16 protein-coding genes are annotated in these 18,219 nt (G+C 73.6%); 6 read left to right on the top strand and 10 right to left on the bottom strand.

The genetic code is table 11. From position 1 onward, the window contains the following. Nucleotides 1-81 precede the first annotated feature (81 nt). The 4 genes from ACZ66S_RS26685 to ACZ66S_RS26670 form a co-directional block, all read right to left on the bottom strand. Nucleotides 82-897, bottom strand: coding sequence for an SAM-dependent methyltransferase (locus tag ACZ66S_RS26685; protein WP_469904054.1), 816 nt, complete (start codon nt 895-897; stop codon nt 82-84). Nucleotides 898-1,050: 153 nt separating this feature from the next. Further along, entirely contained in the window at nt 1,051-2,451 is a 1,401-nt protein-coding gene (locus ACZ66S_RS26680) for a DEAD/DEAH box helicase (protein ID WP_469904053.1), read from the bottom strand. Nucleotides 2,452-2,581: 130 nt separating this feature from the next. Next, nucleotides 2,582-3,337, bottom strand: a complete 756-nt coding sequence (locus ACZ66S_RS26675; RefSeq protein ID WP_469904052.1) for a dienelactone hydrolase family protein — start codon at nt 3,335-3,337, stop codon at nt 2,582-2,584. 126 nt (nt 3,338-3,463) lie between these two features. Further along, a complete protein-coding gene (locus tag ACZ66S_RS26670) occupies nt 3,464-4,084 on the bottom strand; it encodes an L-threonylcarbamoyladenylate synthase (protein ID WP_053849144.1) in 621 nt (206 codons plus the stop codon). A gap of 379 nt (nt 4,085-4,463) precedes the next feature. Here ACZ66S_RS26670 and ACZ66S_RS26665 point away from each other — a divergent pair, with 379 nt between their 5' ends. Beyond that, nucleotides 4,464-6,056, top strand: coding sequence for a helix-turn-helix domain-containing protein (locus ACZ66S_RS26665; RefSeq protein WP_469904051.1), 1,593 nt, complete (start codon nt 4,464-4,466; stop codon nt 6,054-6,056). 263 nt (nt 6,057-6,319) lie between these two features. After that, a complete protein-coding gene (locus ACZ66S_RS26660) occupies nt 6,320-6,556 on the top strand; it encodes a hypothetical protein (RefSeq protein WP_365465131.1) in 237 nt (78 codons plus the stop codon). Nucleotides 6,557-6,778: 222 nt separating this feature from the next. On the opposite strand, the gene ACZ66S_RS26655 is transcribed toward ACZ66S_RS26660, so the two are convergent. Both ACZ66S_RS26655 and ACZ66S_RS26650 read right to left on the bottom strand, forming a co-directional pair. Continuing rightward, a complete protein-coding gene (locus ACZ66S_RS26655; RefSeq protein WP_469904050.1) occupies nt 6,779-7,522 on the bottom strand; it encodes a CbtA family protein in 744 nt (247 codons plus the stop codon). 16 nt (nt 7,523-7,538) lie between these two features. Then, nucleotides 7,539-7,757 (bottom strand): CbtB domain-containing protein, encoded by a 219-nt coding sequence (locus tag ACZ66S_RS26650; RefSeq protein ID WP_469904049.1) that lies wholly within the window; start codon nt 7,755-7,757, stop codon nt 7,539-7,541. A gap of 215 nt (nt 7,758-7,972) precedes the next feature. Between ACZ66S_RS26650 and ACZ66S_RS26645 the strand changes: the two genes are divergently transcribed. Beyond that, the gene (locus ACZ66S_RS26645; RefSeq protein WP_469904048.1) at nt 7,973-8,590 is read left to right on the top strand and encodes a histidine phosphatase family protein; all 618 of its coding nucleotides are present in this window, start codon (nt 7,973-7,975) and stop codon (nt 8,588-8,590) included. 308 nt (nt 8,591-8,898) lie between these two features. Here the strand turns inward: ACZ66S_RS26645 and ACZ66S_RS26640 are convergent, their stop codons facing one another. Then, nucleotides 8,899-9,777: an alpha/beta fold hydrolase gene (locus ACZ66S_RS26640; protein ID WP_469904047.1), complete on the bottom strand. Its 879-nt coding sequence runs from the start codon at nt 9,775-9,777 to the stop codon at nt 8,899-8,901. Between the two features lie 118 nt (nt 9,778-9,895). Between ACZ66S_RS26640 and ACZ66S_RS26635 the strand changes: the two genes are divergently transcribed. Both ACZ66S_RS26635 and ACZ66S_RS26630 read left to right on the top strand, forming a co-directional pair. Further along, nucleotides 9,896-11,875, top strand: a complete 1,980-nt coding sequence (locus ACZ66S_RS26635; RefSeq protein WP_469904046.1) for a BTAD domain-containing putative transcriptional regulator — start codon at nt 9,896-9,898, stop codon at nt 11,873-11,875. Nucleotides 11,876-11,965: 90 nt separating this feature from the next. Continuing rightward, entirely contained in the window at nt 11,966-14,956 is a 2,991-nt protein-coding gene (locus ACZ66S_RS26630) for a glycosyl hydrolase (RefSeq protein ID WP_469904045.1), read from the top strand. Between the two features lie 66 nt (nt 14,957-15,022). Here the strand turns inward: ACZ66S_RS26630 and ACZ66S_RS26625 are convergent, their stop codons facing one another. Continuing rightward, complete coding sequence (locus tag ACZ66S_RS26625) at nt 15,023-15,655, bottom strand: class I SAM-dependent methyltransferase (protein WP_469904044.1); 633 nt, start codon at nt 15,653-15,655, stop codon at nt 15,023-15,025. A 99-nt stretch (nt 15,656-15,754) separates the two neighbouring features. On the opposite strand from ACZ66S_RS26625, the gene ACZ66S_RS26620 reads away from it, so the two are divergent. Beyond that, nucleotides 15,755-16,207, top strand: coding sequence for a flavodoxin family protein (locus ACZ66S_RS26620; RefSeq protein WP_469904043.1), 453 nt, complete (start codon nt 15,755-15,757; stop codon nt 16,205-16,207). On the opposite strand, the gene ACZ66S_RS26615 is transcribed toward ACZ66S_RS26620, so the two are convergent. Further along, the gene (locus ACZ66S_RS26615; protein WP_469904042.1) at nt 16,204-16,935 is read right to left on the bottom strand and encodes a response regulator; all 732 of its coding nucleotides are present in this window, start codon (nt 16,933-16,935) and stop codon (nt 16,204-16,206) included. The genes ACZ66S_RS26620 and ACZ66S_RS26615 overlap by 4 nt on opposite strands. Further along, nucleotides 16,920-18,218, bottom strand: coding sequence for a sensor histidine kinase (locus ACZ66S_RS26610; protein ID WP_469904041.1), 1,299 nt, complete (start codon nt 18,216-18,218; stop codon nt 16,920-16,922). The genes ACZ66S_RS26615 and ACZ66S_RS26610 overlap by 16 nt, the downstream gene beginning before the upstream one ends. Nucleotide 18,219 lies beyond the last annotated feature (1 nt).

Genomic DNA, 18,219 nt, shown 5'->3' with positions numbered 1-18,219 from the left:
CCTCCTTCGAGCCGCCGGCCGCCTCCTTCGAGCCGCCGGACCGTCTTCGTCACGTACGGACCGGGGAACCGTGACTCGCCGTTACGGCTTCCTGGCCAGCCCGCCGTGCTCGGCGACGACCTCCGGAGCGGGAGAACCGGGGTCCGGACGCCACCGCGTGACCGGTACGACGCCGGGTGCGACGAGTTCCAGGCCGTCGAAGAAGCGGGTGATCTCGTCGACGGTGCGCAGGACGTACGGGACGGCGCCGCTGTTGTTGTAGTGCTCCTGGGCCTGTTCGAAGGCCGGGTCGACGCCGAGCGAGCCGTCGTTGACGCAGAGGTGGCTGCCCGACGGCAGGGCGCCCATCAGGCGGGTGACGATCGAGCGGGCCTGCTCGTGGTCGGCGATGTGTCCGAGGAGGTTGCTCAGGATGAGCGCGACCGGCCGGCCGAAGTCGAGGGTTCGGGCAGCTCCCGCGAGAATCCGGTCCGGGTCCGTCGCGTCCGCGTCGAGGTAGGCGGTGGCGCCCTCGCGGGTGGAGGTGAGCAGGGCGCGGGCGTGGGCCAGGACCATCGGGTCGTTGTCGACGTGGACGATCCGGGCGTCAGGAGCGAGCTGTTGCGCGACCTCGTGGGTGTTCTGCGCGGTCGGAAGGCCGGTGCCGACGTCGAGGAACTGCCGGATGCCCGCCTCGGAGACCAGGTAGGTGATCGTGCGGCGCAGGAAGGCGCGGCTGCCGCGGGCGATCGTGACGATGCCGGGGAAGACGGCGGTGTAGGCGTCGCCGGCCGCCTGGTCGACGGGGTGGTTGTCGCTGCCGCCGAGCCAGTAGTTCCAGATGCGCGCGGAGCGCGGCACCGACGTGTCGATCTCCGGACGTTCCGCTGGTTCGGGCGTCGTCACCGGGTCGGTCATGAGGCGGGTCCGTCCTTCGGCCGAGGCGTCGATCGGGCACGCCCCAACCTATGCCCCAACGCCCGCTGTCCGCTTGCGGGTTCGGGGACGGGGCCCGGGGACGGAGCCCCGGGGCGACCTGACGTGTTCCGGCGACGCACCGGGCAGCGGTGCTCAGCCGCCGCGTCGCACCTGGGCCGCCCGGCGCGCCTCGGCGAGCTTGCGGGCCTCACCGGCCTTGCGGGACTTGCCGCCGGCGCCGCGGGAGCTGTCCTTGCTGGTGCCCAGCCCGCGGAACGGAACGTTGGTGTTCTTGGCCGTGGACGCGGCGGGCCCGCCGTCGAGCGGGGTGCCGGACGGAGTCCTGGCCCCGGTGATCCGGCTCAGCGCCGCCTCGCCCGAGCGCACCTTGGTGACCGTCGGCTCGATGCCGGCCTCGGCCATCAGCAGGCTCGTCTCCCGGCGCTGGCCCGACAGCACCAGGGTGACGACCTTTCCGGACTCTCCCGCCCGTGCGGTGCGGCCGGCGCGGTGCAGATAGTCCTTGGCGTCGGCGGGCGGATCCACGTTGACCACGAGATCCAGGTCGTCGACGTGCAGGCCGCGGGCCGCGACGTTGGTGGCGACCAGGACGGTGACCTGCCCGTCCTTGAACTGGGCGAGGGTGCGGCTGCGCTGCGGCTGGGACTTGCCGCTGTGCAGGGCCGCCGCGTGCACCCCGCTGGCGCGCAGATGCCGGGTGAGCTGGTCGACACCGTGCTTGGTGTCCAGGAACAGCAGCACACGGCCGTCCCGGGCGGCGATCTCCGTGGTGACGGCGTACCGGTCGGGGCCGTGGACGACCAGGACGTGGTGGTCCATCGTCGTGACGGCACCCGCGGACGGGTCCACCGAGTGGACGACCGGGTCGTTGAGGTAGCTGCTGACCAGGTGGTCGACATCGCGGTCCAGGGTGGCCGAGAACAGCATCCGCTGCCCGTCGGGCGCCACCTGGCCGAGCACCTGTGTGACCTGCGGCAGGAAGCCCATGTCGCACATCTGGTCGGCCTCGTCGAGGACGGTGATCCGCACCCGGCCCAGGCGGCACGCCTTGCGCTCGACGAGGTCGTGCAGCCGGCCGGGAGTGGCGACGACGACCTCGGCGCCCTCCCGCAGTGCGGCGATCTGCCGGCCGATCGACATCCCGCCGACGACCGCGGCCATCCGCAGCCGCAGCGCCTCGGCGTACGGCGTCAGCGCCTCGGTGACCTGCTGGGCCAGCTCCCGGGTGGGCACCAGGACGAGTGCGAGGGGCTGCTTCGCCTCCGCGCGCCGCCCGGCCGTGCGGACCAGCAGCGGGAGCCCGAACGCGAGCGTCTTGCCCGATCCGGTGCGTCCGCGCCCCAGGACGTCGCGTCCCGCGAGGGCGTCGGGCAGCGTGGCCGCCTGGATAGGGAAGGGCTCGTGCACGCCGTGCTCGGTGAGGGTGCGCAGCACGTCGGCCGGGAGCGCCAGATCGGCGAAGGAGGCGACGGGGGACACCGGGCCGCGCTGGTCGGGCTGGGTCTGGCGGTCGGGGCGGTCGGGGTGGTTCATGAAAGGGCCTTCCGCAGAGGGACGTACCGAGGAAGGCCCGGCAGGAAGTCATGAGCGCGCAAAGGTTAGACGGTAACACAAAGTGATGGAGGGCCTGGGTGTCACGGCATGCCCGGAGCCGAGACCCCGCCTAGAACGTGCGCTTGAGCAGGTCGAGCAGTGCCGCCCAGTGCCGCTCGTCGGCCTCCGGGTGGTACGAGGCGGTGTCGGCCTGGGTGTACCCGTGCGGGGCGCCGTCGTAGACCTCGCTGCGGTGGCGGACCCCGGCCTCGGTGAGCACGGCGGAGAGACGCTCGATCTGCTCCGGGGGCAGCGACGGGTCGTCGTCGGCGTGACCGAAGTACAGCTCGGCGGTGATGTTCCCGGCAACCAGGTGCGGGCTGTCCGGAGCGTCGGTCGCCATGCGTCCGCCGTGGAAACCTGCCGCCGCGGCCACCCGGTCCGGATAGGTGCCGGCGGTCAGCAGCGACAGCCGTGCGCCCATGCAGTAGCCGGTGAGGGCGACCGGGCCGTCGGCCGCCTCGGGGCGGTCGGCCAGCCAGCGCAGATACGCCCCGGCGTCCCGCATCGCGAGCTCCGGCGTCAGCGACCGCACGAGCGGGGTCACCGCGTCGAAGATCTCCGGCCGGGCGTCGGGGTCGATGAACTCGGGCAGCTCGACGACCGGCGCGCGTCCGTGCCGGTAGAAGACGTTGGGTACGAGAACCGTGTAGCCGGCCCCGGCGAGCCGGTCGGCCATCGACCTGAGGTGGGGCCGCAGCCCGAAGGCGTCCTGGAAGACCAGGACGGCAGGCCGGGGCACACCGTCGCCCGGGTGGGCGAGATAGGCGTCGGCGACACCGTCCTCGGTGGGGATGTCGACGGCGGTTCCCTGTACGGACGTCATGGGGGGAGTGCCTCTCTGCGCGTGCGACGGCGAGCTAGTCGCCGGCCCGGCGGGACCGGGCCGGGGCATATGGTTGCATGCACCATCCAGTTGGCCGCCGCGGCCCCCTGCCGTTTGGGGGCCGCTTTACTCGAACCGGCTGGTGTCGCCCGCGCCGTAGCGCACGATCTCCGCCTCGCCGCCGGAGAAGTCGATCACCGTCGTCGGTTCGGTGCCGCAGTCCCCGGAGTCGACGACCCCGTCCAGCACATGGTCCAGACGGTCCTTGATCTCCCAGCCCTGGGTCATCGGCTCCTCCTCGTCCGGCAGGAGCAGGGTGCTCGACAGCAGCGGTTCCCCGAGCTCGGCGAGCAGCGCCTGGGTGACGACGTGATCGGGGATGCGCACGCCGACCGTCTTCTTCTTCGGGTGCTGGAGCATCCGCGGCACCTCCTTCGTCGCCGGGAGGATGAAGGTGTAACTGCCGGGCGTCGATGCCTTGATCGCCCGGAACACGTCCTTGTCGACCCGTACGAACTGGCCGAGCTGCGCGAAGTCCTGGCAGACCAGGGTGAAGTGGTGCCGGTCGTCCAGATGCCGGATGGTCCGGATCCGGTCGATGCCGTCACGGCTGCCCAGCCGGCACCCGAGCGCGTAACAGGAGTCCGTCGGATACGCGATCAGCGCGTCCGACCGGATGCTCTCGGCGATCTGGGAGATGGTGCGGGGCTGCGGGTTGTCGGGGTGCACGTCGAAGTACTTCGCCATTCGTCGAGCTTATGCGGTCGGAGTACGACGGCGGCGCGGCAGGCCGGGGTGGCGTCGGGTGTGGGTCCCGAGTAGGTGGGCTGCGCTGGCTCGTCCCTGCCGGGTTGGGTGGCGCAGCAGGGTGGGGTGGCGTCGACCGCGGGCCCGTAACCGACAAGCGCGTCGCGGCGCGCCCCGCAACCGACGACCGCCTGTCCACCCGCCCGCAACCGACAAGCGCCCGTAGCCCCCCGCAACGACAAGCGCCTGTCGCGGCGCGGCCGCAACGAACCAGCGCCCGTTCACCGGCCCGCAACCGACAAGCCCCCCGTCCCCCGCCCGTGAGGTAACGTCCCGAGGGGTGTTGTCAGGGGGTGCGCAGGGCGAGGAGAAGGGTGACGTGGCAGGTCAGAAGGGTGGGCGTGGGGGCGGGCGGGCGGCGGATGCCGGGACGCCGACCTGGGCGCGGGAGCTCCTCGATCATCTGCGGCCGACGGGACGGGACGTCCGCCGGGTCGTCGCCTGGCTCGCGGAGACCGTGAACGGCACGGCCGTGCTCCAGGACGGCAGCGGCACCCTCGTCGCCGGAACGCCGATGCCGCTGGACGAGAGCCTCGTCGCCGACATCCTCACGGGACGCCTCGCCTCGGCGGCCACCGAGGAAGGGGACCGCCACCTGCGGCTGGTCAGAGTCGAGCACCCGAACCCGGCGTCCGCCGGCGCGGGAGTGCTCGCGTTGGCCCGTCCTGAGCCCTTCGACCAGCGCACCTCCGACATCCTCACGCACACCGTCCAGGTCCTCGAACTCCTGCTGCGCGCCCGCGAGACGACCGAGGCCGGGCGGCGCCTGAAACGGGCCACGTCCGATCTGCGGCTGGCCATACTCCAGTTGCTCATGGTCGAGGACACCGTCTCGGCGCGTCGGGTCGCCGCGGGGCTGTGGCCCGGCCTGCTCGACACCGACACGGCGTGCGTCTACGTCCTCGAGGGCGACGCCGCCGAACGCGACCGGCTCGTCGAGGAGTGCCTCGGCGTGACCGGCGACCGGGCCCTGGTGGTGCGCTGCCCGGCCATGGACGGGCACGTGATCATCGTGACCACCGGGGACGCGGCCGGCGAGGCCCTGCGCTCGTTGGTCGACCGCACCCCCGGCACCCTGCTCGGCGGCAGCGCCCGGCAGAGCCTCGCCCGGACCGCCACCGCCTACGGACAGGCGGTCAGCGCCCTCGCCGTGGCGCGCGTACGGCCGGACAAGGCGGCTCTGTACGCCGAACGCAACCGCCCCGAACGGCTGATGGACCCGGCCGTGCTGCGTGCGTGGACCGCCCGGCTGCTGCGCCCGCTCGACACCCTGCCGCACCACACCCGCGCCGAACTGCTCGCCACCACCCGCCTCGGCCTGGAGTTCACGGCCGTGAGCGCCGCCAAGGTCCTCGGCGTCAGCCGCAACACCGTCCGCGCCCGCATGGAACGCGTCGAGTCCCTGCTGCGCACCGACTTCGCCGACCTGACCGTGCGCGCGACCGTCCACCTGGCCCTGAGCACCCAGGTCAGCCTCGCGGACGGCCAGGACGAGGGCGGCGGCCCCCGGCCGACCCGCGTCCGCCTCGACGACCTGCTGGCGGGGCCCGCGCTGGAGACCTGGGCGCGGGAGCTGCTGGGACGCCTGGACAGCGACGCCCGCGACCTGCGCCGCACCCTGCGGAACTGGATCGCCGCGGGCGGCAACGCGGAACGGGCCGCGCAGACACTGGCCGTCCACGCCCAGACCGTGCGCGAACACGTCCGCAGCGCCGAGCCGGTCCTGGAACGCCGGCTGCTCACCTCCGGCAGCGACCTGTACGAGGTCGTCCTGGCCCACCTCGCGACCGGCGCACTCGCCCACCCGGTCCTGCTCCACGACGATCAAGGCCATCCGGGCCATCCGGGTCATCAGGGCTATCGCGGCGATCCGGACTATCCCGGCCATCCGGGCGCACCTGTGCACGGGTGAGCCCTGTGCCGAGCACAGCGGGCATCGCCGCGATTCACAAGGGTGCGCAGCTCACGTAGGTTCGACGCACCGCGGGGGGAACGACCGGAACGGGGGACCGGTCGGCCCCCCGTGACGTTTCTCCGCGCGCCGATCCGCACGTCGATATGCCCGGCGGCGCGAGGGGCCGATCCGTTGGCGCATTTTCGGCCCCGGGGTGGACTGGCCTGCGGAGGGCGGGTACTCGTCCGGCTCCGGAACGACTACTGCTGGAGGAGGCCGGAATGACCAGCAGCACGGAGACCGGCGGCGCGACCGGCACGCCGGACAAGGACTACAACCTGATCTGGTATGTGGAGGCGTGCCTGAGCAACGCGCTGCGTCTGGAGAGCTACATCCAGGACGCGGAGCGCGGCAAGGACACCGAGGTCGCCGACCTGTTCCGCAAGGCCCAGGCGGACAGCCGCAAGGGTGCCGAGCTCGGCAAGAAGCTCCTGCGCGCCCGTCTGAACGGCGGCTGACCCGATAGGTGCGGAAGGGCCGGACAGACGGGTGTCCGGCCCGTCCGTCGTACCGCCCGGAGAACGGAACCCGTCCGTCGTACCGCCCGAAGAACGGAACCCGTCCGTCGTACCGCCCGGAGAACGGAACACGTCCGTCGTACGGACCGAAGGGCGGACCGGACCACGCTTCAGGGCACGAGGTGGGTTCCGCCGGGCGCGCCCCCGGCGGAACCCGACTCGTCAGGCGACGAGCGCGGAGACCTCGCCGCGGGCCCGCCGCGGTTCGAGGACCCGCTCGGCCAGGTAGCCGAACAGCAGCCCGAACGCCGCCCACAGGACGGCCTGGACGCCGAGCGAGGCCAGGCGGAACTCCCACAGGTCGGTGGCCGGGAAGCCCTTCGGGGTGTTGTCCCCGGCGGGCAGGACGACCATCGCCACCGTCACCGCGGCGACGAAGGCCACGGCGGCCGCGGTGGAGGCGTTCCAGTTGCCCCGGGCCGGGGCGAGCCTGCGGCCCAGGAGGACCGCGCCGATCCCGAGGAGCACGCTGAGCGCGATCATCAGGACGAACAGGGCCGTGCGCTGGTCGATGCTGTCCGGGTCACCCACCGCGGGCGGGTTCGCCGGGTACTTGAGGGTCGGCACGAGGTAGACGGTGAGGAATCCGCCGAGCGCGGCCAGACCCGCCGTCGCCCGTGCGCCGAACCGGCCGACCCGGCCCAGCGCGAAGCAGAACGCCAGCGCCATGATGCCGCCGATGGCGACCCCGAAGACGAGGACGCCTGTGGCCAGTCCGGCGGTCGACTGCACGGAACGGCTGACGAGTTCCTCGCCGTGCTCGTGGGAGCCCGCCTCCTCGAAGGCGATGGCCGCGTCCACCGGGCCCTCCCCGACCAGGTAGGCGAAGACGAAGGCCAGGACGCCGGCACCGAGTCCGGCGAGCATGCCGCGCGCCAACAGGGCGCGTACGACTATGGAGTTCATGATGTCGGTCCCCGCCTCAGTGGCAGGGGAAGCCGAGCAGGTGGCGTGCGTCGTGCACCCACTCGTGGACGCCCTCGCCGGACACGAGTGCGGTGGCGCCCTGTTCGGCGCCGACGAAGTATAGAAGGACCAGCATCAGGACGCCGAAGAAGACGGCCCAGGGGACGAGCGCCCGCACCGGCAACGGGGTCACGGCAGGGGTGATGGGCGTGGGGGCGGCAGTGGACTGCGCCATGGCGAGACCTCCTCGGGAACAACGCGTCCCGGTTCGTGTGGAGCACTCGACGACGGCATTGGGTCTGACTCACCGCCACCTCGTCGGCCGAGGGGCGGCACACAGTGGCGCGACCGTGCCGGGCTTGCACCGGACTTCCGTGGCGCCGTCGTCCTTGTCGTCCCAGATGGTAGGGGCAATGCGGGCCTCGGCCAACATGGCGTACGCCACCTACGATGAACCACTCCCGGCGACTCGACGAAAGGGCCCGCATGACCGTCCGGCTCACCCTGCTGTGCGCCGCCGCCCGTACGGAGCGCGACGTGCGCTTCGCCGACGCCCCCCTCGACGAGCGGGCGTTGCACCGGGTGCGGGCCCTCGCCGGAGCCTTCCCGCGGGCCGCGACCCGCTGCACGGCGCCCTCGCGGCGCTGCACCGAGACGGCCAGGACCCTCGGATGGGAGCCCGTCACACCGCAACCGGCGCTGCGGGACCTCGACATGGGCTCCTGGTACGGCCGTACCCTCGACGAGGTCGCGGCGACCGACGCGGCGGGGCTGGCCGGTTGGCTCACGGATCCGCAGGCGGTGCCGCACGGCGGGGAGAGCGTGGCGCAGCTCTGCGACCGCGTGGCCGGCTGGCTGGACGCGCTGCCGTCCGACGCGGGACGGGTGCTGGCGGTGGTCGAACAGGCGCCGGCGCGGGCCGCCGTGGTGCACGCGCTCGGGGCGCCGCCGCAGTCGTTCTGGCGGATCGACGTCCCGCCGCTGTCCACCGTGGAGCTCACCGGCCGCGCCGGCCGCTGGAACCTGCGGATGACCGAACTGCCGCCCAGCCCCCGCCCACCACGCTGAACTCATCCCCGAGGGCGCGGCGCTCCGCACGGACCGAGTGTGCTCGTCCAGCCGGCGGGGGAGCCGGGCCCATGCCGCCCTTGGTGATATGCCCCAGGCGCGCGTACGGAGCCCGGCGGTCAGGCGGAACAATGCACGGCCGTCACGCCAGACCGAGGCACCCGGCCCCGGCTCTCCAAGCCCTCGTCCGCCAACTCGCCCAGAACACGGCGCACTTGGACGTGCCACCCCGCGTGAGAGCCGTTCACGCCCATCGTGCCCTCCCTCACAAGCGTCCCTACGGCCGGCCGGTACGCGGCACCGCGGGCTCACCGCAGGACGAGCTCCCGCAGGGTCTTCGCCACGTCACCCGGTGCCTCCTCCGCCATGAAGTGGCCGCAGGAGACGGTCGTGTGGTGAAGGTCCTCGGCCCAGGCCCCCCACAGCGCGGTGGCCTCGAAACCGAGCACGGCGCCCCAGTCCTGCTGGAGCACGGTCACCGGCATGCCCAGCCTGCGCTCCGCGACCCGGTCGGCCTCGTCGTGCTCGACGTCGACGCCCGCGGAGGCGCGGTAGTCGGCGACGATCGACGGCACCGCCTCGCGGCAGGCCCGCAGGTACTCGGCCCGGACCCGCGGCGGGATCGCGTCGGGACGGTTCGCCCACACGTCGAGGAAGTGCCCGAAGAACGCGTCCGCGCTCGCGGCGATCATCCGCTCGGCGAGACCCGGCGGCTGGGCCATCAGGTAGAGGTGGAAGGCGACCGCCGCCGACGTGCCGTGCAGGGCGTCCCACATGTCGAGCGTCGGCAGGACGTCCAGACAGGCCAGGTGGGAGACCGCGTCCGGATGGTCGAGGCCCGCGCGGAAGGCCACCAGCGCGCCCCGGTCGTGCCCGGCCAGTGCGAACCGGGGGTGTCCCAGTTCGCGCGCGAGGGTGACGACGTCGGCGGCCATGGTCCGCTTGGAGTAGATGTGGGGGCCGTCCTCGCGCGGCTTGTCGCTGTCGCCGTAACCGCGCAGGTCGGGGCAGATCACGGTGTGGTCGGCGGCCAGGTCGGCCGCGACGTGCCGCCACATCAGGTGGGTCTGCGGGAAGCCGTGCAGCAGCACGACGGGCGTGCCGGTGCCTCCCACGGCCACGTGCAGGGACACGTCCTCGGCGACGGACACGCGCTGGTACTCGAAACCGGCGATGGTGGGCTTCACGGCGGGGCTCTCCTCGGTGCTGCGGCGGTGGGGCGTCGGCGTCCGGAACGGGTGGCGCCGATGACCCCAGCGTCCCGGGAGCGAATGAGCAACGAATGAACGCGTGTACGTTGAGGACGTGCGCGTGGTCGAGTTCGGGGTCCTGGGGTCCGTGGCCGCCTGGGAGGGGAGCGGCGAGCCGATCGCCCTCAGGGGACCGAGGCACCGCGCCGTGCTGGCCCGCCTCCTCGTCGCCCGCCGCAAGGTCGTGCCCGTGCCCCGCCTGGTGGAAGACCTGTGGGCCGGGGACCCGCCGGCGGACGCGGTCGGCGCCGTCCGGACCTTCGTCGCCGGACTGCGGCGCGCCCTGGAACCCGAGCGGCCCCGCCGGACCCCGTCCCGCCTCCTGGTCACCGAGGGGCCCGGCTACGCCCTGCGCACCGAACCCGCCCACGTCGACGCCTGGCGGTTCGAGCACGCCGTCGCCGCGGCGGCCGAGCTGCCTCCCGCGCAGGCCGTGCCCCGGCTGACCGAGGCACTGGGACGGTGGCGCGGCCCCGCCTACGCCGACGTCGCCGAGGAGCCCTGGACCCGCGCGGAACGCTCCCGGCTTGCCGGGCTCCGGCTGACCGCCGTGGAACGGCGCGCCGAGGCCCAGCTCGCCCTCGGCGCCGCCGCCGACGCGGCCGCGGACCTCGACGCCCACGTGGCCGAACACCCCTGGCGGGAGGACGGCTGGCAGCTCCTCGCCCTCGCCCTGTACCGCTCGGGACGCCAGGCCGACGCCCTGTCGGTCCTGCGGCGCGCCCGGGAACTGCTGCGCGAGCACCTCGGCGTGGAGCCGGGCCCCCGGCTGAGCCGCACCGAACAGGACATCCTGCGGCACGCCGACCACCTGGACCCGGGCCCCGCCGACGCGGCCGCACAGGTCTGGGCGGAGGCCTCCGCGTCGTACGCGTCCATGGTGCCCCTGCGGGCCCGCACCCGGCTGGAGTCGACCGCGGTGCTCATGCGCGACCTCGCCGTCACCGGGGGCGGCGGGCTGGAGGCGGCACGACGGCACCGCGCCGCGGCCGTGGCGGCGGCCGAGCAGCTCGGCGACCCGGAGCTGACCGCCCGGGTCATCGGCGTCTACGACGTGCCCGCCGTGTGGACCCGCTCCGACGACCCGGAACAGGCCGGCCGGCTGGTGGGCGCGGCGGAACGCACCCTGCGCCTGCTGCCGCAGGGCGCGCACGAGGCGGCTAGGACACGGCTCCTGGCCACCGTGGCGGTGGAGTCCCGCGGCACCCTCCCCGAGGGGACGCGCGCCCTCCAGGCGGCCCACCAGGCCGTGGCGAGCGCCCGGCGGCTGGAAGACGCCAACCTGCTCGTCTTCGCCCTCAACGGCCTGTTCATGCAGAGCTTCGAGCGGGCCGGACTCGCCGCCCGGCGGGACGCGATCGGCGCGGAGATCACCGAAGTGGCCGCCCGGCACGGCCTGTTCACCTACGAGGTCCTCGGCCGACTCGTCCAGTTGCAGGCGCACAGCGCCACCGCCGACTTCACGGCCGCCGACCGGCAGGCGGCCGCCGCCGACGCGCTCGCCGAACGCCACCAACTGCCCTTGGCCGCCGTCTTCACCACCTGGTACCGGGCCCTGCGCACCGCCGCGACGGAGTCCCCGCAGCGCGGCGAGGCAGCCTACCGGGAGGCCGCCAAGTCCCTTGCGGGCGCGGGCATGCCCGGTCTGGAACGCGGGCTGCTGCCCCTCGCCCTGCTGTGCCTGCGGCTGCACCACGGCCTCCCCGTCACCGCTGACCCGCACACCGACTGGGGGCCCTACGAACCGTTCGTACGCCCCCTGTTGCTGCTCGCCGAAGGTCAGGACCGGGACGCCGTACGCCTGTTGGCCGAGGTTCCCGCGCCGCCCGGTGACCTGCTGTACGAGGCCCTGTGGAGCCTGCTCGCCCGTGCCGCGATCCAGGTGGGCGACCTGGCGTTGATGCGGCGCGCCCGCAGTGCGCTGGAACCGGCCCGGGGCGAGCTCGCGGGCGCCGCGAGCGGACTGCTCACCGCGGGCCCCGTGGCGGGTCATCTGGACGCGCTGGCCGCCGCTTTCACCGTGCACGCATCTTGACCTCAGCCGAACCGCAGGCTTAGCGTTCGGGCGTTCACAGCGATTGAAACGATTCAATAGCAATGGTTCAAGAGCACCTTGGGGCACCACATGCATGAAGCCATCCCGCAGCGCGGCGGAATATCCCGGCGCGCGGTCCTGGCCGCCGGACTGACCGCAGGCGCCGTCGCGGCGCTCGGAGTGGCGGTCCCGGCCGCCGCCTCGGGGACGACGACGGAGAACTGGTTCGCCGCTCCCGCCAAGTCCGTGCGGCCGCGGTTCCGCTGGTGGTGGCCGGACGGTCTGGTCGACCCGGACGAGATCGCCCGGGAGATCGACCAGATCGCGGACGCGGGCTTCGGCGGTGTGGAGATCGCGGCCGTCCACCACAGCATCAAGGACAAGTCCGTCCTGGACACCGCGCACCACGGCTGGGGGAGCAGACCCTGGCGGGACGGTGTCGAGGCCGCGCTGCGCCGCGCTGTGAGACGGGGGATCACCGTCGACATCACCCTCGGCCCGAGCTGGCCCGTGGCCGTCCCCGGCCTCACGCCCGACGACGAGGCCGCCGCCCAGGAACTCGCCCACGGCCGCGCCGCGGTGACCGGCGGCAGCACCTACCAGGGCCCCGTCCCGCCGCCGGTCCACGCCCCGGCCTCAGGGGTCACCCGCCAGCGGCTCCTCGCCGTGCAGGCCGCCCGCGTCGAGCCCGCCAACTCCACCCGCAAGGAGACCGGCCTCGACCTCGCGAGCGTCCAGGACCTCACCGCGACCGTCACCGGCTCCACGCTGACCTGGACGGCCCCCGAGGGCGGCGACTGGGTGCTCGTCTCCTACTGGGTGCGCGGCTCCGGCCAGCAGCCCGAGTCCGGCCCCCACTCCGACCCGGCCGCCTACGCCGTCGACCACTTCAGCCCCGCGGGCACCGGCGCCGTCACCTCCTACTGGCAGGACCAGATCCTCACCCCGTCCCTGCGCAGCCTGTTGCGGGCCGCGGGCGGCTCCTTCTTCGAGGACTCCGTCGAGCTGGAGACCGACGGCCTGACCTGGACGTCCCTGCTGCCCGAGGCCTTCGAGAAGCACACCGGCCGGCCCCTGCTGCCGTACCTGCCCGCGCTGGTCCTGGACAACAGCAACCAGGTCTTCGCCTTCGAGGCCCAGTTGACCCGGCAGATCCGGCACGACTTCTGGGAGACCGTCTCCGGCCTGTTCAACCGCAACCACCTGACGGCCCTGCGGGACTGGGCGCACAGCCTCGGCATGACCCTGCGCTCGCAGCCGTACGGCCTCCAGACGGACGCCATCGCCTCGGCCGCGATCCTCGACATCCCCGAGGGCGAGTCGCTCGGCTTCAAGAACCTGGACGACTACCGCTGCCTGGCCGGCGGCCGGGACATGGCCGGACGGACCGTCCTGTCCTGCGAGGCGGGCGCCTACAACGGTTCCGCGTACAGCACGACCTGGGACCGCTTCCTGCGCACCATGGGCGGCGCCTACGCGGCCGGCGTCAACCAGACCGTCGTGCACGGCTTCTCCTACGCCACCGCCCCCGGGGTCGCCTGGCCCGGCTTCGCGGCCTTCAGCCCGTACAACGGCACCGCCGGCTACGGCGAGTCGTGGGGCCCGCGCCAGCCCACCTGGCGGCACGCCGAGGACATCTCCGGCTACCTGGGCCGGGTCCACCAGGTGCTCCAGAGCGGTACCGCGCGAGCGGACGTCGCCGTGTTCCGGCAGACCGGCTACACCGCCACCGGCATCGGCGCCTCCTGGTTCACGGCGACCGGCGTCCCGCTCGGCTGGAGCCACCAGTTCCTCAGCGGCCCCCTCCTCGACCTGCCCTCCGCCACCGTCTCCGGTGGCCGGCTCGCCCCCGACGGCCCCGCCTACAAGGCGCTGTTCGTCGAGGGCGACTTCTTCTACGGCTCCACCCCCACGCTCGCCGTCGAGGACGCCCGCAAGATCCTCGCCCTGGCCGAGGCGGGGCTCCCCGTGGTCCTGTTCGGCGCCTTCGACCAGGCCCTCACCCCCGGCGTCCCCGACCAGGGCGAGACGGACCGGCTGCGCGACCTCCTCGCCCGGCTGCTCGCCCTTCCCCGTGTCGTCCGGGTCACCGACAAGGCGGCGATCGGCGACGCCCTCGCCGGGCTGGGCGTGCGCGCCGACGTACGGCACGCGACCTCGTCCACGCTCCTCAACGCCCACCGGGTCACCGCCGAAGCGGACTTCTACTACCTGTGCAACGGCAAGCACGCCGAGACGGTCAAGCCGCCCGTGGCCGCGATCGACCACGACGTCACGCTGCGCCGCACCCGCGGCGGCAGGACCGTGCCGTATCTCCTCGATCCCTGGACCGGCGAGGCGATCCGGCTCGCGCGCTACACCGAGGACGGGGACGACTTCACCCTGCGGGTCACCCTCCAGCCGGGGCAGACGATGATCGTCGCCCTCGGCCGGCCGGGTCTGTTCGGCGACCGGTACGGCAGCAGCCCGCACGCCGAGACCACCGACGCCGACGCGGTGCTGTTCACCGAGCGCGGGCTGTCCGTGCGTGCCGCCACGGCCGGTACCTGGACCACCCGGCTGTCCCAGGGCCGTACGGTGACCACCAGGACGCCCGCCGTGCCCGCGCCGATCACCCCGGCCCGCTGGGAGCTGGAGGTCGACGACTGGTACCCGGGCTCGGACGCCACCCGGACCGAACACGTCCGGCGCAGCCTCACGCTCGACGCGCTCAAGCCCTGGTCGCAGATCCCCGAACTGGCCGACTCGGCGGGCATCGGACGCTACCGCACCACGGTCACCCTGCCGGCCGACTGGACGTCGTCCCACGGCGCCGAGCTGGAGCTCGGGCAGGTCAGCGACACGTTCCGGGTGAGCGTCAACGGCCGACGGCTGCCCGCGGCGGACCGGCTCCACCCCGTCGTCGACCTCGGCCCCCACCTGCGGCGCGGTGACAACGCCATCGAGGTCGAGGTGGCGACCCCGCTCATCAACCGGCTCAGGGTCGCGCAGCCCACCGTGTTCGGCGGGGTCGCCCGTCAGGACCACGGTCTGGTGGGTCCGGTGCGACTGGTGCCCTACGCGCAGGTGGCCGTGGGCTGACCAGGCCGCGCAGGACCCGGTCGTCGACTCGTCCCGTGCCGGCCGGCACGGGACGAGTCACGCGGCTCACCGCGGAAGAGCGCAGTACAGGAACAGGTGCGGTTCGGGGACGCCCTCGGGGTGGTCCGGGGTGAACTCCACGACCTGCTCCGACTCCACGGTCAGACCGGCGCCCCGCGCCACGGCCACCGCGTCCGCCGGGGCGAAGCTGGTCGCCCGGACGGGTTGGCCCATGAACTCGATCGGCAGATCCTCCACGTCGGCCGGCACGGTCGCGAGGACCAGGGAGCCCCCGGGCCGCAGGGCTTGCGCGAGTCGCCCCAGCACCTCCGACTGCTCGGCGCGGGTCATCTGGAGCAGCGAGAAGTACACGCAGACCGCGTCGAACGAGCCCTGCTCCAGCGGCAGTTCACGGATGTCGGCATGACGGAACCTGGCCTCGGGCACCTGCCGCGCGGCGAGGTCGACCATGACCGGGGAGACGTCCACCCCCAGCACCTGGTGGCCCGCGGCGGTCAGCGTCGACGCGGTGGGCCGGCCGGTGCCGCTGCCCACGTCCAGGACCCGGCTCCCGGGAGCCAGCCTCCCGAGCAGCCACTCCAACGACGCCAAGTGCGCCTCGGAACGCGCGAACGCCTTCTCGTACTCCAGGCCCAGCGCGTCGAAGACCACTGCTGCCCGCTGCCCTCGGTCGGCCACGACTTCGCTCCCCCCTCGCGGTTTTCGGCATCGTAGCCCGGCGGCACCCGGCCACGGCCCGGCTTGCGGACAAAAGCCGAGGCAGGGCAGGGTTCGACCGTGGCCACCTTGCTGATCGTGCATCACACCCCGTCGCCCAACTGCCAGGCGATGTTCGAAGCCGTCGTCTCCGGGGCCACGGCGCCGGAGATCGAGGACGTCCGTGTCGTGCGCCGCGCGGCCCTGTCCGCCACCGCCTCGGACGTGCTGGAGGCGGACGGCTACCTGCTCGGCACCCCGGCCAACCTCGGCTACATGTCCGGCGCCCTCAAGCACTTCTTCGACCAGGTCTACTACCCGTGCCTCGACGAGACGCGCGGTCGGCCGTTCGGCGCCTACGTGCACGGCGGCAACGACGTCACCGGCGCCCTGCGCGGCATCGAGTCGATCACCACGGGCCTCGGCTGGCGGCGTGCGACCGAGCCGGTGACCGTCACCGGCGAACCGGGCAAGGCCGACATCGAGGCGTGCTGGGAGCTGGGAGCCACGGTCGCGGCCGGGCTGATGTCCTAGAGGGCGGTCTCCGGGGCGCCGCCCGGAGTGACGAGACCGCTCTCGTAGGCGAGGACGACCGCCTGGACCCGGTCGCGCAGGTCCAGCTTCGACAGGATCCGGCCGATGTGCGTCTTCACCGTCGTCGGACTGAGGAACAGCCGCTCCGCGAGCTCGGCGTTGCTGAGCCCCGTCGCCAGCAGCCGCAGCACCTCCAGCTCGCGCGGGGTCAGCCCGGACAGGTCCCGGTGCAGACCGGCCGAGGGCGCCTCCTCCCGCTGCGCGAAGCGCTCGATCAGCCGGCGGGTGATCGTGGGCGCCAGCAGGGCGTCCCCCGACCGCACCAGCCGTACGGCGGCCACCAGGTGCTCGGGCGTGACGTCCTTGAGGAGGAAACCGCTGGCCCCTGCGGTGAGCGCGGCGTAGACGTAGTGGTCGAGGTCGTACGTGGTCAGGATGATCACGCGGATCCCGCCCGCGGTGTCCTCGGCGAGGATGCGCCGGGTGGCCTCGATGCCGTCCATGCCCGGCATCCGGATGTCCATGAGGACGACGTCGGGGCGGGTCCGCCGGACCGCGGCGACCGCCTCCGCCCCGTCCGCCGCCTCCGCCGTCACCTCGATGCCGTCCGCGCTCAGGATCATCCCGAACCCGGTCCGCACGAGGGCCTGGTCGTCGGCGATGACGGCCCGCAGCCGCTCGCCGTCCGTGCCGTCCCTACCGCCCAGGTCGTTCACGCCGTCCGCCACGGGACCTCCGCCCTGATGCGGAAGCCGCCGGCGAGGGTCGGGCCCGCCGTCAGCTCGCCGCCGTAGACCGCGAGGCGCTCGCGCAGACCGATCAGCCCGCGGCCGTTCCCGTCCGCGGGCGCCCCGTCGCGGACGGCGCCGGTGTCCACGACCTCGATCTCCAGCCGGTCGCCGGACCAGCCGACGGTGACGACTGCCTCGGCGCCGGGAGCGTGCTTGATGGTGTTGGTCAACGCCTCCTGCACCACCCGGTACGCCGTGAGGTCCACGCCGGGCGGCAACGGCTCCGGGGGCAGCGAGACCGCCACGCCGACCGGGGTCCCGGCGGCCCGCACCCGGTCGACCAGCGCGGCCAACCGCCCCAGTCCCGGCTGCGGTTCGAGACCGTCGGCGGGGGAGTCCGCCCGGCCGGTGTCCGGCGCCGCCAACAGGCCCATCACGTGCCGGAGTTCGGCCATCGCGGCCCGGCCCCCGGCCTCGACCGCGAGCAGCGCCTCCTTGGACCGCTCGGGCGCCACGTCCATGACCTTGCGGGCGGCGCCCGCCTGGATGACCATCACGCTCACATTGTGGGTCACCACGTCGTGCAACTCCGCGGCGATCCGGGCCCGTTCCTCCTCCACGGCCCGGCGCGTCGCCTCCTCGTGCGTTCGCTCCAGCGCCGCGAACCGGGCCCGGCTCGCCGCGAGACGCCGCCGCCCGAGGCGGACCGCACTGGCCAGCACCCCCGCCACCAGCAGCACCACCCCGGGACTCGACCAGCCGGGCAGCACCGGCTGCGTCGACCGGAAGGCCACCCCGGCGAGGACGGCGGCGACGACCAGCCCGGCCATCGCGCCCGCCCGGTGCCGGCTGTGCGTCACCGCGCTGTACGTGCCGATGACGCAGGTCAGGACGTTGATCCAGGAGGCCTCGTCACCGATGGCCAGCCCCGCGCAGAGCACCACCGCGAAAACGGTCAGCGGAAACCGCCGACGCGCCGCCAGCGGCAGAGCCGACAGCGCGACCAGGACCCACGGCGGCGAGGAGACCGGTTCCTCGATCCGCATGCCCGGGGGGACGGGCGGCTGGGGAGGCACGGGCACGCCGTACTCGACCCTCGACGCCCGCACCGGACCGTCGCCCGGATAGCGCGACGCCACCACCAGCGCGACCACCGTCAGCAGCACGGCCAGCAGCACGTCGAACCACACCGACCGCCGTGACAGCGCGGCGCCCTTCGCCTCCGGCCGCAGCGCGAGGCGCACCTGCCGACGCCAGCCCCGCGGGTACTCCGTCTCCATG

The sequence above is a fragment of the Streptomyces sp. NPDC107471 genome, assembly GCF_055582845.1.
Note: the sequence above shows the minus strand (reverse complement) of the source record. Positions and strands in the feature narration are given on the sequence as shown.

Coding starts and splice junctions, on each gene's coding strand:
- ACZ66S_RS26685 (WP_469904054.1), bottom strand. CDS start 897: ATGACCGACCCGGTGACGACGCCCGAACCAGCGGAACGTCCGGAGATC.
- ACZ66S_RS26680 (WP_469904053.1), bottom strand. CDS start 2,451: ATGAACCACCCCGACCGCCCCGACCGCCAGACCCAGCCCGACCAGCGC.
- ACZ66S_RS26675 (WP_469904052.1), bottom strand. CDS start 3,337: ATGACGTCCGTACAGGGAACCGCCGTCGACATCCCCACCGAGGACGGT.
- ACZ66S_RS26670 (WP_053849144.1), bottom strand. CDS start 4,084: ATGGCGAAGTACTTCGACGTGCACCCCGACAACCCGCAGCCCCGCACC.
- ACZ66S_RS26660 (WP_365465131.1), top strand. CDS start 6,320: ATGACCAGCAGCACGGAGACCGGCGGCGCGACCGGCACGCCGGACAAG.
- ACZ66S_RS26655 (WP_469904050.1), bottom strand. CDS start 7,522: ATGAACTCCATAGTCGTACGCGCCCTGTTGGCGCGCGGCATGCTCGCC.
- ACZ66S_RS26650 (WP_469904049.1), bottom strand. CDS start 7,757: ATGGCGCAGTCCACTGCCGCCCCCACGCCCATCACCCCTGCCGTGACC.
- ACZ66S_RS26645 (WP_469904048.1), top strand. CDS start 7,973: ATGAACCACTCCCGGCGACTCGACGAAAGGGCCCGCATGACCGTCCGG.
- ACZ66S_RS26630 (WP_469904045.1), top strand. CDS start 11,966: ATGCATGAAGCCATCCCGCAGCGCGGCGGAATATCCCGGCGCGCGGTC.
- ACZ66S_RS26610 (WP_469904041.1), bottom strand. CDS start 18,218: ATGGAGACGGAGTACCCGCGGGGCTGGCGTCGGCAGGTGCGCCTCGCG.